The following is a 17310-nucleotide window of genomic DNA, read 5'->3' on the forward strand; positions in this document are numbered from 1 at the left end:
AACGGTGTCTTGACAGGAATTTAGTTATCTGTTGTGATTGATGAATTTGTTTTTGCTTCTTGTGCTTTAATGGTACTGAGTTGCGCCTGTGCTTCTTGTACGACGTCTTTAAATTCAGGAAAGTTTGAAATCACACTTTCCAAAATATAAGTGGCTTGGAACGCATCTTTAAGGGCATAAAAATTCTTAGCCATGACCACCAAGCCTTTTGCACTAAAATATTTATAACTCCCGAAATCCTTAGCCAATTTTTGAGCCGTTGCATTAGACGCTTCGTAATCTCCCTCCTTGTTTTTAAAGTAGGCGTTGTAATACAAAGCTTCCGCAGCCAAAGCGCCTGTGGCTATTTTTTCAACCGTGGCGTAAGCTGATTTTGCTTTAGATTCATTCCCGGTTTTTATGGCAGAACGCGCAATTATGATCTGTGCGTCACTTTTAACCTTATTGTCCAATTTAGAACCCGACAGCACCTTTTCAGCATAGCTTTCTGCGTCTTTGTACTTTTCTTGTTGGTAATAGGCATTCATCAAGTTAGATTGTGCGTAAATGATGTTCTGCGGATAATTGGCTTCTACTTCTAATTGTTTTAAAAGCGGGATGGCTTTGTTCCACTGTGAACCGTTCAAATAAATCTCTGATAGTTTCACGATGGCTTGCTCTGAATATTCACTTTTAGGTTTATTCACTACAAACTCATAATGGGGTTGTGCAGTTTCTGGCAAGGATTTTTTAGTATATAATTCTGCCAAATAAAAGTGCGATTTTAAAGCATGCATCCCATTTGGAAACTGATTTAAATACCCATTAAATTGTTTGATGGCATTATCAGTCTTGTTTTCTAAATACTGCTTTTCTGCTGCCAAATAGGTCGTATTGTCAAGATCAGCATCAGTCACCTGTACATAATCCAAAGTTTTCACCCAAGCTGCATATTCGTCAACTCTTCCTGTATCAATATAGATTAATCGGGATGTGGATACTGCTTGAACGGCTTCCTCACTACTTGGATAATTTCTGGCAACGTTTTTAAACTTGTTCAAAGCTTGTTCGTTTTGACCCGCATTATAATAAATAAGCCCTTGTCTCAAAATTGATCTCGAAATGAATACAGAATTCTTATACTCCGAATTCAATCGGTCATACATAGCAATCGCTTTATCATTCTGATTGGCTTTTACATAAGAATTTGCCAATTCGTACATCGCATCATCTCTTAAAGATGATTTGCTATATCTATTTATAAAATTGTTCAGTTCCTGAATCTTGGTATTGTCCTGTCCGATATAACCATAGCTCATTGCTTTTTGAAAATCGGCATAATCAGGTTCAATTTGTTTTAAGGCGATAGCTTTATCATAAGCATCAATGGCATCTTTGTAATCAGACGACACAAAATAGCCATCTGCCAATCTCAAATAGGCATCGTTCAATCGTAATTTATCATCCTTACGCTGGGTCACAAATGTTTTGAAATGTTCGGTCGATTTTGAATAATTTTTCTGTTTGAAATAAGTATAGCCCAAATTATAATCGATGTTGGTCATTTCAGGTGTTGTAGCAGCTTCATTTTGTTGTTTAAACTGTCTGAAACCGATCAATGCCTCATCATAATTTCCGATGTTATAATCCGATTCTGCTTTCCAAAATGTGGCTCTCGCCGTAAATTTTGCGTCACGTGGTTCCTTTATAGATTTTTCGAACAAGTTTTTAGCTTCTCTATAATCGCCTTCGTTATACACTTCAATGCCTCTGTAAAAAGCGACCTTTTGATAAGCCACTTTATTTTCAAAGCTGTTTTTACCTTCCAACAATCTCAAAGCTTCCTTATAGTTTTTTGAGGTGATATAAGAGTCGATCAATAAGGTTTCAATTTCAGCTTTACTTGCCGTTTGTGAATATTTCTCCAAATAACTGGTTAAAACCTGTGGCACCGATTGGTATGGATTTCCTATTTCATAACTCAGCTTTGCGTAATTCAACCAAGCATCTTCCTGAATTTTAAGATCATAATCCATTTGAGACGCATTTCTAAAAGCATTCAATGCTTCTTGTTTTTTATTGAGATTCACATAACTTTCACCTAAATGGTAGTATGCATTTTGTGCCACACTATCATTCCCACCAATGATTTTATTGAATTCAGAAATGGCTTTTTCAAAATCATTTTGCTTGTAATAGGCATAACCCAATTGGTAATAATCGGTATTGCTCCATTTTCCTCTTTTACCGTTATATGCGGTCAAATACGGAATGGCTTCCTTATATTTTTGAAGGTTGAAATAACTTTCGCCAATGATTTTGGACAATTCCGATTTTTCACTCGGATTGCTCTTTTTCATTTGCGCTTCAGCAAGTTTTATGGCTTCTTCAAACTTTCCAAGCTTGAAATTTAAATCCGCTTGATAATAAGAGAGTTTTTCTTGATACTTTTCATTATCACTTACTTGTTCAAAATATTCATTCGCCCGATCATAATCGTCACCTTCATAAGCCATAAATCCAATGTAATACTTGGCTTGAGAACCATACTCCTTCGAATTCACAACACGATTAAAGTATTTTTGCGCTTCAACTTGATCTTTTGTTGAGTAAAGGCTATATCCGTAATTGAACGAAAACCGATCGCGTTCTGAAACACCAATACTACCTTCATCCACTTTCTCATACCATTTTCTGGCATAAGCATATTTACCGTTATCAAAGTAATAATCGGCTACATCCATAAACGCAGAATTCCGCTTGGTGCTTGTAGGATGTTTTTCAACAAAATCCTCAATGAGCGCATCGGCGTTAATCTGATTGAGCCGCACTGCACAATTAGCGTAATAATAAGTGCAATCTGCTATCAACTGTTCATTGTCGGTCGCATCTTTCACCTTATCAAACATACTTTGTGCTGCTTGATATTGTTTGTTGTTATATAAAGTAAGTGCTTTTTGATAATCGACCAAGTCATTGGTATAAGTTGCCGATTGTTGAGCGTAAGTATGTCCTATAAGTAATAGGAAACCTACCAAAAGTGAGAGTTTTTTATTAAGCATTAAATTTGTTTTTTTTTGACGATCAAAGATACTTGAAACTTAAAGCTATAACGAAGGAATTTTTTTTTAATTATACACGGAGTTATGAAAAGTCTTCAGTCCGCAGTCTTCAGTCCGCAAGCTGCCAATCAATACACAAATTTTAAGATAAAAACAATCGTTTATTTACAATTTACCTTAGATACGCCTTTACCACATCCTCAATACAACCCCAATTCTCAGCGAAAACCTGCTACAAAAACTTAAAACATTTAAATACTAGCAAATTAACTACTGCCAACTGAAGACTGCTAACTGCCGACTACCCTCTACCCTCTACAGACTACCATCTCATTTCCAAAATATTTGATATTTGATTATTTTAACGATACATTTACAACTCTTAAAAACTCACGTAAAAAATGTCTGAAACTGTTTTAGAATTAAAGGATGTCTCCATATATCAAGGTGACAGTATGGTGTTGTCTGAAGTTAATGTTGAAATGAAAAAAGGCGATTTCGTCTATCTCATTGGAAAGACTGGAAGCGGAAAAAGTAGTTTTATGAAAACGCTTTATGGCGATCTGGAACTGACTAATGGAGAAGGTCATGTCGTGGATTTTGATTTACGAACGCTAAAAGAAAAGGACATTCCATTTTTAAGACGGAAATTAGGTATTGTTTTCCAGGATTTTAAATTGTTGCCGGACAGAACTGTTAACGGCAATTTGGAATTTGTATTGAAAGCAACGGGTTGGAAGGACAAAAATGAAATCAAGGAACGTGTTGAAAAAGTTCTCGATAAAGTGGGCATGAAAACTAAGGGTTTTAAGTTCCCACATGAACTTTCCGGTGGTGAGCAACAGCGTATTGCCATTGCAAGAGCATTATTGAATGATCCTGAACTTATTTTGGCCGATGAGCCTACGGGAAATTTAGATCCGCAGACCAGTATTGAAGTTATGGAAGTGTTGCGTGAAATCAACAAAAATGGCAATACCATTTTAATGGCAACCCACGATTATGCGCTCTTGCTGCGTTACCCAAACAAAACCTTAAAATGTGACGAAAATAAGGTTTTTGAAGTGGTGCAACGCAAAGGCAACTAAAATGTACAACGGTTTAAAAATAATCCTGAAGGCCTTTATTCCTCAAAAATTTCTTTTTAAGCACGAATTTCGTTTTAGGCGATTGATCACCCTAAACTACTTAGGAAATAATCACCACTGCGACATTTGCAAAACAAAACTCAACCGATTCATAAAACTGGAATCCCACGACTTACTTTGCCCAGCCTGTGGGAGCAGAAGTAGAACGCGACGCTTATATAATTTACTTTTACAAGACAATGCGCTAGAAGGCCATGTACTGCATTTTTCGCCGTCGCGAAGTTTGTACAGAACTTTTAAGAAACTAGACTCCATCAACTATTTCAGTACAGATTTTGAAAATGAATTTGTAGCCGATTATTCCATTGATATAAGAAAAATCGACTTTGAGGATTCCTATTTCGATACCATCATCTGTTATCATATTCTTGAGCATATCGAAGAAGACTTTACGGCAATGGCGGAATTATTTCGAGTTTTAAAACCAAATGGCACATGCTATCTCCAAACGCCGTTTAAGAATGGAGATATTTACGAAGACGCCACTAAAACCAACAAATCACAGCGCTTGGAAGCTTTTGGTCAAGACGATCATGTCCGGATTTATTCCGTTCAAGGATTGAAAAAACGTTTGGAGCAGGTTGGATTTAAAGTGTCGGTAAAATCATTTAAACCTGAACAAGAGGACGAATATTTAGGCTATCGATCTCCAGAAACAATTTTAATGGCTTCAAAATCCTAACCAACCAAATATGCGATTGAATAAAGATTGTGTTTTATCAGAAGTTTCTTCACTTTGAAATTCAATAATAAACACCCCAAAATTAGCAGGAGTTTTTTGTGCGATGGTATTGTGTAAAGGTTTTTGAAATACTTTTAAATCCATAGGGAACTCAACAACCTGTTCTGAACCTAAAACACCTGACACGACAATTTCATTGCTGTTTTCTGCATCATAAATTTTATAACCATCCCATTTGGTGAGATCATATTTCGAAAAATCGACTGCAACATCCTTTCCTTTTTTATCAAAAAGCACAACCGTAAAACGATTTGTTTGCTGACTACTTTGCGTAACAGACAGCACTGGATCCAAGTCAAATTCCTTGATAGGACTCCATTTACTGTCGGTATCTATTTTATAAAGATTTTGCCACTCTTTAAGTGTGTAAAGTGTATTATTGTCAATGCGATAGGCCTTTTCCCTTTTAGTGAAAAAATGATTGTTATCAAAATTCCAGTTTGAGATATAGGTCATTTCCTCCGGATTCAAAGCAACATACCCAGAATACACCTTATTGTCCTTAAATGTTGCAGACTTCACATGCAGTAAGCGCAGTGCGTTATTTCTTCCAATAATGACATTATTCTGCACTAAAACATCTTCCACTGGAGCACTTTTTCTAAATCCTAAAGTTAGAGAAGCCGCGTCACCATTGATTTCATTCTTTAAAAAATCAGTGTTATGGTAGAAGATGTTGTCAATTACCTTTATGTTTTTCGCAATATTAATACCGTTCCGGTCATCTGTTGCAATAATTAAATTATCTCGTGAATTCCCTGAAAGTGCACCACTGTTGAAAATCACATTGTTTTTTAGGGTAATATTTTTTACAAACTCTAACTCTTTTCGTTTTCCTGCCGACCAAACTTCGATCCCCTTATAATAATTATTATAGATGATATTGTTTCGAATAATTCTGGTGCTCTCACTTTGGTTTTGAACATACATGCCTTCACCTGCACCTTTACCTGTTTTGGCCATATAGCCATTAAAATAAATCATGCAATCTTCAATAATACTGCCTCCGGTATGCTTCCATGAGCCAAAACCTAATCCTGGATTATTATAAATTTGCAAATTGATAAATTTGCAATTTTCTCCTGAAGTATGAGAAATACCTGGACAAGCCTGAAAATCCTTGTCGCTTTCATCTCTAGAGAACGTTCCCAACCAAGTGACCTCAAAATCCCTAAAAATAACTTGCCCTCCTTTAACTTCAAGGACGCCATTGCTGCTAGATTTAATGTTCCCATTCAGAACAACCTTCCCATTATTATAAGGGGCGACTGTGATGAATTGATTTGGTCTTGTGCTTTTTATCGTACTAACAAAACGCCCCGTATAAACACCCTCATGCAGCCAAATGGTGTCTCCTCCATTTACAACATCAGGTTTTTGGCTAAAAGCAGTTTGAAGGTCCCACGGACTTGAAAGACTCCCGTTTCCTGAAGATTTTCCATTTGGAAATACGTGAAATTCTTGTTGTGCATTGACAAATGAAACACTTAGAAGCCCAAAAAGTAAGATGTAAATATTTTTCATAAAACGGAAAATACAATTATTGTACCATTTTATAGGATTGGGTTTTTGATAAACCAATCACTAAATCTTATTCTTATAAACATGTGGATTCTTACGCACCCCTTTCTTAAAAATTTTCCGAAGCAGCATTCTTAGATTGGCATCAAGGTCTAAAATAATATTTGTAAACGTGTCGTCGGGACGGCCTCTAAATTTAGTGACATGGAATTTATCCGTAGGTTTTAATGGGGAATCACTAAAATAATAATTGGAAATACAACATCTGCTGCCATCAACAGCAACTTGATTAACAGAATGCCAAGAGGTATCGTGCGTTGCCATAACCACAAGCCTATTGAACTTACTCTCAATAAGTACTGGCTTTTGTTTAGGTCCATCGGGCCATAATTCCAAATGGCCACCATTCTCCAGTTTCCAATCGGGAGTGACATAATAAAGTAAGTTCAAAACCCTCCAACGCTCCCGTTCAGCGTCATGCGAATTATCCAAATGTGGGTGTAAAAAATTATCTTTCGCCATTAATGATAGGCCACCAGCATAAAGTGATTCGTCGGCATAAAGTGATTCAATCCCACAAATATCACCAATAAGTTCTACGATTTTTTTGTCTTGAAAGGCATAAATCACAGCTTCCAATAAACCGTCATGATTATCCATTTGAGCGGAGACGTGTTTATATTCGCGCAAACTTTTAAGACAGCGCATGGCAGATGGCTCTGGAAACACTTCAAAACATTTTTTAGCAATTTCAATAGGCAGCACATCATCTATAAAAAAATAGCCAATCTTTGCTTTTGAGGCTTCATAATTAGCCTTCAACTCCTCTTTCTTACTTTCTATATTCTGGTAAATAAGTTTTGAAATTTCATGAGTGCTTAAAATCTCCATAAGTATTGCGATTTATGCTCACAAATCTAAACCAATTAACTCAATGCCATTATTTTCACTTTAAAAAATGTATTTTTAAATTTTAATTTGAGAAATGATTTCGGTTTTAATTCCTGTATATAATTACATTATTGTAGCGCTTGTGAAAGACCTTCACCAGCAGCTTATATCCTCAAAATTAGCGTTCGAAATTATCGCTTTGGATGACTTTTCCAAAAGTCAATTCAATATTGAAAATTCAGAAATCAACGATTTATCCTATACTCATCTTGAAAAATCAGATAAAAATCACGGCCGGACCCAAACACGCCAGCTTTTAAGCAATAAGGCCAAATATGATTGGTTGCTCTTTTTAGATGCTGATGTGATGCCCGAAACTTCCAACTATATTCAGAATTACGTGAATTTAATGCCGAAAAATTTTGATGCCATTTACGGTGGTTTTTCTTATGCACCAACACCACCTGAAGCCGATCGTATGTTGCGTTGGAAATATGGAAGAAGCCATGAAGGAATTGATGCAAGAGCAAGAAATAAAAAACCCTACAAGATTGTTATTTCAGCCAATTTTATGATTAAAAAAAGTGTTTTCAATCTAATTAATTCGAATATATCAGATAGTGGCTACGGGTATGACAATTATTTTGGAGCGCTCTTAAAACAGCATAAAATAACCGTTTTTCATATCAACAATCCTGTTCTTCATTTAGGAATTGAGTCAAGTGTAATTTTTTTAAATAAAAAGAAGGACGCTGCAGATACATTATTAAAACTTTATCAAAATGATCAAATAAAAGAACACGACAATGACTTGCTCTCATTTTTTATTAGACTCAAAAAGTTTCGATTACATTATTTATTTTCTTATTTGTACGACGCATTTGGATCAGCAATGCGAAAGAATCTCCTGAGTGAAAATCCGTCAATATCCTTAATGCAACTCTATCGCATCTCTTATATGTGCAATAAGTTCAACCTCAATAGAAAAAGATGAAGCCTTTTTTTTCCGTCTTGATTTCGTTATATAACAAGGAGCGTTTCATAAAATCTACCATTGAAAGCGTGCTGGCGCAATCTTTTCAGGATTTTGAAATTATAGTGGTCAATGATGGTTCTACAGATGGTAGTGAGACTGTGGTAAACTCTTTTTCAGATCAACGGATCAAATATTTTAAACAAGAAAACAAAGGTGCTTCTGCAGGAAGAAATGCTGCCATATCAGATGCCAGTGGACAGTATTTTGCCCTGTTAGATGCTGACGATCTTTGGCAAGAAAACTATCTCGAAACAATACATCAACTAATTTCATCTTATCCCGACCATAAGGTATTTTCAACTGCAGTAACTATTGAAACTGCGAATGGCGAAATGCGCTCCGTTTACTCTATCAAAAATATCACGGACGGAGAAGTTTATACGGTTGATTATTTTGAGTCCAGTTATATCAACACCCTGTTGACAAGTTCCAGTACTGTTGTCCATCCTAGTGTTTTTGAAAAAGCTGGCACTTATGACACTTCTATAAAAAGTGGTCAGGACACAGACCTGTGGATCCGAATTGGAATTCATTACAAAATCGTTTTTATCAATCTTCCGCTTGTGACTTATCGCTATGGAGAAGAGAGTCTTTCCAATAAAATAAGGCGAGCGGTTGACAAACCCAAATTTGATAGCTATACAGAATTGGAAGCGGTCAATCCCAGTATGAAAAAATTTATCGATTTGAACAGATTTTCGATGGCCATTTTATCGAAATTGGAAAATGACCAAAAGAGTTTTAAAAGGTTTGAAAAAGCAATAGATTATAAGAACCTGAACAAAAAACAGCAGTTTCTATTAAAACAACCGGTCAGCGTGGTGCGGTGTTTCCATTTTTTCAAAAAACGAATGCAACATTTAGGAATTCATTTAAGTGCTTTTAAATAGCTTAAACTTGTCATATTCCCTAATATAATCCGATTCGTCAAACGTATCAGAAGCCAAGACCAAACAGACGGATCCGGAAGAAAAATTATCAAGTTCACGCCACATCATCGTGGGAATAAACAGACCTATATTTGGTTTGTTCAACATGATTCTTCGGGTTTCAATACCATCATCTAAAACCACTTCAAAACTGCCACTAAGTGCAATCAAAAATTCGCTCTGCTCTTTGTGGGCATGTGCTCCCCTATAAGCACCGGTTGGCACATCGTATAAATAATACACCCTTTTTATTTCAAAAGGAATACTTTCTTTTTCTATGACTGCAAGATTTCCTCTAGTGTCTTCAATTTTTGGGATGGTTATAAGTTTTACTCTGTCCATGGCTTTAAAATTTCTGACCATTGTTTCCCAATGATGCTTTGATTAAGGTGAGCTACGCTTTGCTTACTGTTTGACTTACAGGTGTTATAAACATCTGTATCCAACAAAAAACGGTCAAATGCTTGAGCGAGGGCTTTCGGGTTATGATTTTCTACTAAAAGCCCGTTTATCTCGTGATCAATGATTTCCGATGGCCCACTTTTACAGTTTACTGAAATGACTGGCGTTTCTACAGAAAGTGCTTCTATTAACACACGGGGAAAGCCTTCGTGTCTACTGGTTAAAACCAAAAATAACGCGTTTTTCAATAGCCCATCTACGTTGGTGGTAAAAGAATAAAGTTTGACGTGTGCCTGGAGCTGGTAAGAATTAATTTTTTGCTGGACCATTTCCTTGTCCTCACCATCCCCAACAATATAAAGTCGGACAGAATGGTTGGATAATTTCGACAACTTATAGGCTTCAATCAACAATCCAAAATTCTTTACTTTGTCATCTAATCGGCCCAAAAACAAAATATAAGGTTCCTGAAAAGCCCTTTCACTTTGTTGCTTATTGAAATTCTCAACTGAATTATAGATCGTCAGTGCCTTTTTCGTTTTAAATTCTGAATTGATAGTTGCAGAAATATCTTTTGAAACGCCAACAATTTTATCCGCCCTTTTCACAATCAATTGGGCAACCCATTTGTGTTTTGTGAGGTATTTATCAAGATGGCGACTTCTTACGACATATATAAATTTAAATCCTTGATACACATAATTTAAATACAACAATTCAACGGATGCCGAAGTTCTGGCTCTGTTATCAATGATATAGTGAAAATTATGGGTTTTGAGATAGTGTCTTAATTTCTGGATGCGTTTGAAGCGTTTCCACGGACGGTCGGGATATTCTTTATCCAGTCCTAAATTTAAAAGCTTGCCCTGAAACTCATAGTCGATGGCATCGCTCAAAAGTACGAGGTGCACTTCAAAACATTCGTCTTGAAGCATTTTGCATAAAATAGAAGTGGAACGCTCTGCGCCTCCCTTAGCCAAAGAAATAGAGACCACGCAGATTTTCAATTTAGGTTCTGCCAAGAGATTCATGATGAGCAACCACTATTTTTATTAAGTTTACAAAATCAAATATACAATTAATGAACATTCTTTTGGTCGGTGAATATAGTCGGCTTCATAATTCACTCAAGGAAGGGCTTGAAGCTTTAGGGCATCAGGTAACTTTAGTGGCTTCTGGTGATCATTTCAAAAATTTCCCTGTTGATCTTAAAATCGACCATTCTTTCCATCATCCATTATTAAAAAAACTTAAGGTTGGTTTTTTCAAATTCACGTCGATTGACTTAGGTGCTTTTGAGATTTATCTTAAAGTCCGATGGTTTTCAAAAAAGCTGAGAGGATTTGACGTTGTTCAGTTAATTAATGAGTTTTCGTTAAAAAGCACTCCCAATTTAGAGATGGAGATACTTAAACAACTTCTAAAAAATAATGGGAAGCTCTACCTCCTTTCATGTGGTATTGACCACCAATGTATGTCTTATATGATGGATGGAAAATTCAAATATAGTGTGATGAGTCCGTATTTAAAAGATCCTTCGCTTAAGCCTTTGTATAAATTCCAGTTACAATATCTCAACGACGATTTTAAGAAACTTCACGATTTTATTTACAAAAATGCCCAAGGTGTCATTGCCACCGATATGGATTATCACATTCCGTTATTGGGCCATAAATCTTATTTAGGATTAATTCCAAATCCTATCAATACCGATGTGATAGATTATATTCCGATGGAAATAAGCGGAAAAATTAAAATATTCCACGGCATCAATACAGCGGCCAGTATGAAAAAAGGAAATGATTATTTCAACCAAGCCTTAAAAATAATCGCCATCAAATACGGTGATACCGTAGAAATCACCACCACCCATAGTCTGCCTTACGCTCAATACATAAAAGTTTATAACGATTGCCATATTTTATTGGATCAGGTTTATTCTTATGATCAAGGGTATAACGCATTGGAAGCAATGGCAAAAGGGAAAGTAGTTTTTTCTGGTGCTGAGCAGGAATGGTTAGATTATTATGAAGTGGAAGAGGATACTATCCTGATCAACGCCCTACCTGAGGTTGATTATTTAGTAAAGAAATTAAGTTGGTTGATAGAGCATCCTGAAAAGATTTTAGAAATATCCAAAAATGCTCTGGAATTTGTGGAAAGAGAACATTATTACAAAACTATCGCCAAAAAGTATCTCGATACCTGGATCAATAACTAATTCAACTCTCTAATTAATTTTGCTGGAGAACCACCGATCAACACATTGGCTGGAAAACTTTTTGAAACGATTGACCCTGCAGCTACGACGCTATTTTCGCCAATAGTCACACCTTTTAAAATAGTCACATTATTACCGATAAAAACATTTTTTTCGATAATCACTTTTTTTGGCGATGGATCTGTTTGTTTTCGATTTGTTTTGTCCAAGTCATGAAAATTACTGTCGTAAATTGAACAGTTCAAACCAATAAGCACATCATCTTTTATGACAATTGCCAATTCCGAAACCGCTGTAAATTGATTGTTGATACTCACATTATGGCCAAAACTGATGGTTGCTTCTTCTGTTCGTGCTTCAATATAAGCATAAGTATTATAAAACATAGGAGAATTTACCACACCAATCTGAACATGCTCACCAAAAACCACTTGGCCTTTTCCTTTTATAACGACTGGTTGGAATGCAACATATTTACCTTTTACACGCGCGTTAGTAGAAGCAAACTTGTAAAACATTTTCCTTAAATACATCACAAAATCAACAGTTTTCAATTTTAGCCTTTTGCTCATATTTCGAAATTTTGTTTGCTAAATAATAGCTTCTTAAAAACAGTGGCAATCACCATCATATGAAGAGCGAAGTTAACAAAATGAGCAATAACAGCGCCTTCAACCCCGTAAATATCAATAAAATAAATACTGGCCAGATATAACGTAACGAGCGAAAATATTTCGATGCCAATATAATATACAACCATTTTTTTAGCGATTAATTGAAACGCAACAACAGAAGAGATCACTTTTATAAAATCGCCCAATAACTGCCACATAAAAAGATCTTCCACAGGTTGAAATTCTTCAGTAAATAAAATCGCAACAATATAAGATCTCAAAAAATATATAAATAGCAACGCAGTTCCGAAAATGGGAAGCACGGTTTTATAAAAATGAACGATCTCTTTTCTAAAGTCTATCGCATTTGTTATTTCCGAAAAGCGAGGTAATATATACAATGCCAATAATGAGTTCACAAACATGAAATAATAATTGGAAATCCGTCGTATGGCTTCCCAAAAGCCCGCATCTTTCATGCTGACATGGTCAATTAAATAATTTCTTATAAATACAAAAATCAAGGGTATGACCGCTGCAGAAAATAAAGCCATTGCAGAATAATGGCTAAAATTCTTTAGAACGTTCAAATTGATTTTCGATAATTCGACCGGCTTAAAAAAATGTCTGATATCAAAAAAACTAAATAAAGTGACAAAAAACAACAGTCCAGGAATTGTTACTGCCGCTATCAATGCACCACTCAACTGCTTTTGCCATATCAACATCACGGTCAAGAGAAGTCCAAAAATCTGACTGTAAATATTGATCTTAACGAAAGTTTTGTGTTTAGAAAGTCCGTTGATGATGGCCATCAAGACTAAATTCATGGCAGAAAACGGAAGCATGAATGCCAGGAGTTTTATGATAAAAACATACGCTCCTTGAGAATCAAAAATCCAATTCGCGAGACTTTCTGCATTAAAATAGAGACCCAATGAAATGAGGAGTGCCGTAATCAAGATGATGGTTAAGACCGTACCAACAGCCTCATTAAGTTTGGTCTTATCTTCTTTAAACTCTGCAACGTATTTGACAATGCCATTTGAAAATCCCAAAGTGGAAAAAGACTCCACTGTGGTTAGAAAATTTCTTAGATTTCCAATTAAAGCCAATCCCTCCGCACCAATAAAAACAGCAATTGCTTTAGAAGTCACAAACCCAGCCACTACTCTTGTTAAAACAGCAACAGAATTGAATGATGCTATTTTGAGCAGCAGGTTACTGTTTATATATTGGAATATTCTTTTCAATATCCATGTGTGTTTTGATATGCATTAATCGTCATCCGTATTATCAATCACTCCAAAAAGCGAACTACCAAATATCAACAAAATAATACCATAATGCATCAAATAGCTCACAAAGTGACCTATTACTGCGCCTTTAACGCCAAAAATATCAATCAAATAAACACTGGACAGATACATGACAATCACCAAAAACACTTCGATGATAATGAAATGTGTAAACATTCTTTTAGCGATAAATTGATAGGCAATTACTATGGAGAGCACTTTTACAAAATCGCCCAAAAGTTGCCACATAAACAAATCCTCAGTGGGCTTAAAGGCGTCAGAAAACATAAGAGGCACCAAAAAAGAACGCAACAGATAAATAATGACCAGTCCAATTCCAAAGATGGGCATTGCCGATTTATAAAAACTGAAGACTTCCAACCTGAATTCTTTTCTGCTCTCAATTTCACTGAATCGAGGTAAAACATATAAGGTGAGCAACGAGTTGATAAACATCAGGTAGTAATCGGAAATACGTTGCATGGCTTCCCAATGTCCAGCTTCCTTTATTCCCACTTCATCGATAATATAATTCCTGATCACAATGGAAACCATCGGAATGGCTATAGCAGTCACCAAAGCCATCGTAGCAAAAGGTGCAAATTTCTTCAAAACACCAAAATTGACATTTGATATTTTGATTGAAGCTACCAGACTGCGCTGGTTTACAAATCCGATAAAAGTAATCAGAAAAATAAGTGAAGGTGCGATAACTGCTGCTATCATAGCGCCATCAATATTGTTTTGATAGATTAAAAGCAAGGTGATGGAGAGACCTAAAATCTGACCAATAATATTGATGATCAGCAAAATCTTGTACTTTGAAAACCCGTTCATAATCGCAAAACTGAACATATTCAAAGCATAAAATGGCAATGCTAGAGCCATTATTTTAATGACATAAGCATAATTATAATGGGCAGCAAATAAGAAATTATTAATGGATTCTGCATTATAATAACTCAAAAACGAGATCAGGAGCGTTGAGAAAAACCCTAAATAATACGCAGTGGATAAGGTTTGACTTAATTTAAAAACATCATTTTTAACCTCTGCAATAGACTTGACCAAGCCATTATAAAAACCCAAAATTGAAAAGGTATGGATGGCACCCAAGAAATTCCTGAGATTACCAATAAGCGCCATGCCTTCAACACCAATAAAAACAGCTATTGCTTTAGAGGTCAGAATACCTGCAACAATCTTAGTGATGATGGTTACCGTATTAAGATTGGCTACCTTAAACAACACATGTTCATTAATATAGTTATTGAATTTCCCCACTTAATACGCGTTCAAAACGTTAATAACTGTAGAAATCTCATCCTCGCTCATAACTGGACTCATAGGAATGCTAATGATGGTTTTATGGATTTTTTCGGTAATGGGAAAAAGTTCTTCGTTAAACATTGACAAAGCATTTTGTTGGTGTGGCGGAATCGGATAATGGATCAAATATCCAATATCATGAGCGTGTAAATAAGCTTCAAAATCTGCGCGATCTATAACTCGAATCACAAACACATGAAACACATGATCATTTTCACAACTATAAAACGGCAGGATCAACTTTTTATTTTTAATCTCCTGAAGATAGCGTTTGCCAATGGATCGGCGCTTGCTATTGTCTTCATCAAGATGTTTTAATTTGATATTCAAAAATGCCGCTTGAAGTTCATCCAACCGACTGTTAACTCCTGCAATCTCGTTCACATATTTTTTAGAACTCCCATAATTACGCATCAGTTTGACGGTTTGTGCTAAATCCTCATCATTGGTGGTGACCGCTCCGGCATCTCCCAAAGCACCTAAATTTTTAGTCGGATAAAAACTAAATGCAGCTGCATCCCCTAAGTTGCCCGATTTACGGATTTTGGAATTTGGAGTTTTAACATTAAGATTTGCAACAGCACCATGCGCCTGTGCAGCATCCTCAATCACCAGTAAACCCTCTGACTTAGCAAGAGCATTAATCGCATTCATATCAGCCAGCTGACCATAGAGATGCACGACCAAGATTGCTTTTGTGTTTGGAGTAATGTGTTTTGTTATTTCTTCAGGTGAAATATTATAGGTTTCAAGATCAGGCTCGACCAATACTGGTTTCAAACCTGCATTGATAACAGAAAGAATTGAAGCAATATACGTATTGGCAGGTACGATGACCTCATCATTGCGTTGCAACTTTCCTAAATGGATATAACTTTTAAAAATCAAGGTCAAAGCATCCAATCCGTTGGCGGTTCCAATACAATAATTAGTGCCGCAATATGAGGCGAAATCAGCTTCAAATCGCTCCACTTCACTTCCTAAAATATAATATCCTGAATTTAGAAAACTCCTAAACCGCTCTTGAAAATGGATTTCAAAACGTGCATTAATTTTATGAAGATCTAGAAACTTTATCATTTGAGCACAGATTTCAATGCGTTATAGTTTTTGGTGTCGATTTTATAAAAATCCTGAGTCATCGTTCTCGCACCGAATCCTTCTTTCCAGAATTGCAGTCCGGCATTCATATTTTTTCCATTATTTTCGTTGGAGGTTCCAAAATCAAAATAGCGCTTTTTGTCATAGACCTTATTGATCAAATAATCGTGTAAGGCATCCAAACTTCCTAAGGTGTTTTTGTCGTCATTTCCTGAAATATATTGGCAATGTGCGACATTTTTAGTTTCAAAGATCGTCGCTCCAGCAACAATCTTGCCCTGGTGGTACACGTTAAATTGATGAATATTATTTGGAAATTTTTCTTTTAGGTATTCTATTTCCTCCAGTGAATGCACTGGATTCGCGTTGTGCTTTTTGTCCAAATTAGGTTGTAGAATCGCATTCCAAAAGTTTTCAAAGTCATTAGTGGCTTCAATTGTTAATGCATGTTTCTGTGCGCGTTTTATCCCCTCAAGCCTGCTGCCTGAAAACTTCAATTTATTCTGGTTATCAATCACTGAAAGTGTATCTCTTCGTATCAATTTGGCTTTTAGAATAAAGTTCAAATAATGGATTTCTTGTGAAGGAATCTGATGATAAATCGATGGAATTTCCTTTATATAAAGTGTTGTGATATTTTTTTCGTATAAAAATTTCAACAGCATTTCAAAACTGTGCAAAACGTTTTCAAATCGACTATTTTTTGATAATACCAATCCGCCATAAGTCAGTCCTTGATGCGAATGAATTTCATCTCCCACTCTATTGGCAGGTAATAATGCAACCAACTTTTCCTTCTTATAAACCATCAAAGAAAAGTCTTCAAACCGATCTTGATGATACTCCATGAAATCACGGTAGAACAAGAACGTCGCATTTTTGGAAGACGCTACGAAGTTGTCCCAATCCGACTTGAATTTGGGCTGATATTGTTCAATGGAATACGCTTTCAATGGTCATTGAGGATTAAAAGTTTTAAGAATAAAATTGGCTTCCAAAATACAATATTTTTAATGAAGCCATTCTTTTACTTCTGA

General features: G+C 35.8%; 15 protein-coding genes. 5 read left to right on the plus strand and 10 right to left on the minus strand.

Annotation, left to right across the window (positions count from 1 at the left end; translation table 11 throughout):
• Positions 1-20: 20 nt before the first annotated feature.
• Positions 21-3041, minus strand: coding sequence for a tetratricopeptide repeat protein (locus ESZ48_RS12235; protein WP_129017782.1), 3021 nt, complete (start codon positions 3039-3041; stop codon positions 21-23).
• A 401-nt stretch (positions 3042-3442) separates the two neighbouring features.
• Between ESZ48_RS12235 and ESZ48_RS12240 the strand changes: the two genes are divergently transcribed.
• Together ESZ48_RS12240 and ESZ48_RS12245 are read left to right on the plus strand one after the other, a co-directional pair.
• Complete coding sequence (locus ESZ48_RS12240) at positions 3443-4129, plus strand: cell division ATP-binding protein FtsE (protein WP_129017783.1); 687 nt, start codon at positions 3443-3445, stop codon at positions 4127-4129.
• Position 4130: 1 nt separating this feature from the next.
• Positions 4131-4871, plus strand: coding sequence for a class I SAM-dependent methyltransferase (locus ESZ48_RS12245; RefSeq protein ID WP_129017784.1), 741 nt, complete (start codon positions 4131-4133; stop codon positions 4869-4871).
• Here ESZ48_RS12245 and ESZ48_RS12250 read toward each other — a convergent pair.
• Both ESZ48_RS12250 and ESZ48_RS12255 read right to left on the minus strand, forming a co-directional pair.
• Complete coding sequence (locus ESZ48_RS12250; protein ID WP_129017785.1) at positions 4860-6455, minus strand: right-handed parallel beta-helix repeat-containing protein; 1596 nt, start codon at positions 6453-6455, stop codon at positions 4860-4862. The two genes, ESZ48_RS12245 and ESZ48_RS12250, sit on opposite strands and share 12 nt — an antisense overlap.
• A gap of 60 nt (positions 6456-6515) precedes the next feature.
• Positions 6516-7343, minus strand: coding sequence for a 2OG-Fe(II) oxygenase (locus ESZ48_RS12255; protein WP_129017786.1), 828 nt, complete (start codon positions 7341-7343; stop codon positions 6516-6518).
• 94 nt (positions 7344-7437) lie between these two features.
• Here ESZ48_RS12255 and ESZ48_RS12260 point away from each other — a divergent pair, with 94 nt between their 5' ends.
• A complete protein-coding gene (locus tag ESZ48_RS12260; protein ID WP_129017787.1) occupies positions 7438-8337 on the plus strand; it encodes a glycosyltransferase in 900 nt (299 codons plus the stop codon).
• The gene (locus ESZ48_RS12265; protein ID WP_129017788.1) at positions 8334-9269 is read left to right on the plus strand and encodes a glycosyltransferase family 2 protein; all 936 of its coding nucleotides are present in this window, start codon (positions 8334-8336) and stop codon (positions 9267-9269) included. Before ESZ48_RS12260 ends, ESZ48_RS12265 begins: the two co-directional genes overlap by 4 nt.
• On the opposite strand, the gene ESZ48_RS12270 is transcribed toward ESZ48_RS12265, so the two are convergent.
• Both ESZ48_RS12270 and ESZ48_RS12275 read right to left on the minus strand, forming a co-directional pair.
• A complete protein-coding gene (locus tag ESZ48_RS12270) occupies positions 9252-9650 on the minus strand; it encodes a sugar 3,4-ketoisomerase (protein WP_129017789.1) in 399 nt (132 codons plus the stop codon). The genes ESZ48_RS12265 and ESZ48_RS12270 overlap by 18 nt on opposite strands.
• On the minus strand, positions 9638-10741 hold the full coding sequence (locus ESZ48_RS12275) for a glycosyltransferase (protein WP_129017790.1): 1104 nt from the start codon (positions 10739-10741) through the stop codon (positions 9638-9640). Before ESZ48_RS12275 ends, ESZ48_RS12270 begins: the two co-directional genes overlap by 13 nt.
• Before the next feature lie 50 nt (positions 10742-10791).
• Here ESZ48_RS12275 and ESZ48_RS12280 point away from each other — a divergent pair, with 50 nt between their 5' ends.
• Positions 10792-11931, plus strand: coding sequence for a glycosyltransferase (locus ESZ48_RS12280; RefSeq protein WP_129017791.1), 1140 nt, complete (start codon positions 10792-10794; stop codon positions 11929-11931).
• Here ESZ48_RS12280 and ESZ48_RS12285 read toward each other — a convergent pair.
• The 5 genes from ESZ48_RS12285 to ESZ48_RS12305 are packed head-to-tail and all read right to left on the minus strand — an operon-like array spanning position 11928 to position 17226.
• Complete coding sequence (locus ESZ48_RS12285; protein ID WP_129017792.1) at positions 11928-12503, minus strand: acyltransferase; 576 nt, start codon at positions 12501-12503, stop codon at positions 11928-11930. The genes ESZ48_RS12280 and ESZ48_RS12285 overlap by 4 nt on opposite strands.
• Positions 12500-13798: an O-antigen translocase gene (locus tag ESZ48_RS12290; protein WP_129017793.1), complete on the minus strand. Its 1299-nt coding sequence runs from the start codon at positions 13796-13798 to the stop codon at positions 12500-12502. The genes ESZ48_RS12285 and ESZ48_RS12290 overlap by 4 nt, the downstream gene beginning before the upstream one ends.
• Positions 13799-13822: 24 nt before the next feature.
• A complete protein-coding gene (locus tag ESZ48_RS12295; RefSeq protein ID WP_129017794.1) occupies positions 13823-15127 on the minus strand; it encodes an O-antigen translocase in 1305 nt (434 codons plus the stop codon).
• A complete protein-coding gene (locus ESZ48_RS12300; RefSeq protein WP_129017795.1) occupies positions 15128-16252 on the minus strand; it encodes a DegT/DnrJ/EryC1/StrS family aminotransferase in 1125 nt (374 codons plus the stop codon).
• Positions 16249-17226, minus strand: a complete 978-nt coding sequence (locus tag ESZ48_RS12305) for a GNAT family N-acetyltransferase (RefSeq protein WP_129017796.1) — start codon at positions 17224-17226, stop codon at positions 16249-16251. The genes ESZ48_RS12300 and ESZ48_RS12305 overlap by 4 nt, the downstream gene beginning before the upstream one ends.
• Positions 17227-17310 lie beyond the last annotated feature (84 nt).

The organism is Gelidibacter gilvus (genome assembly GCF_004115975.1).
In the GTDB taxonomy this organism is placed as follows: domain Bacteria; phylum Bacteroidota; class Bacteroidia; order Flavobacteriales; family Flavobacteriaceae; genus Gelidibacter; species Gelidibacter gilvus.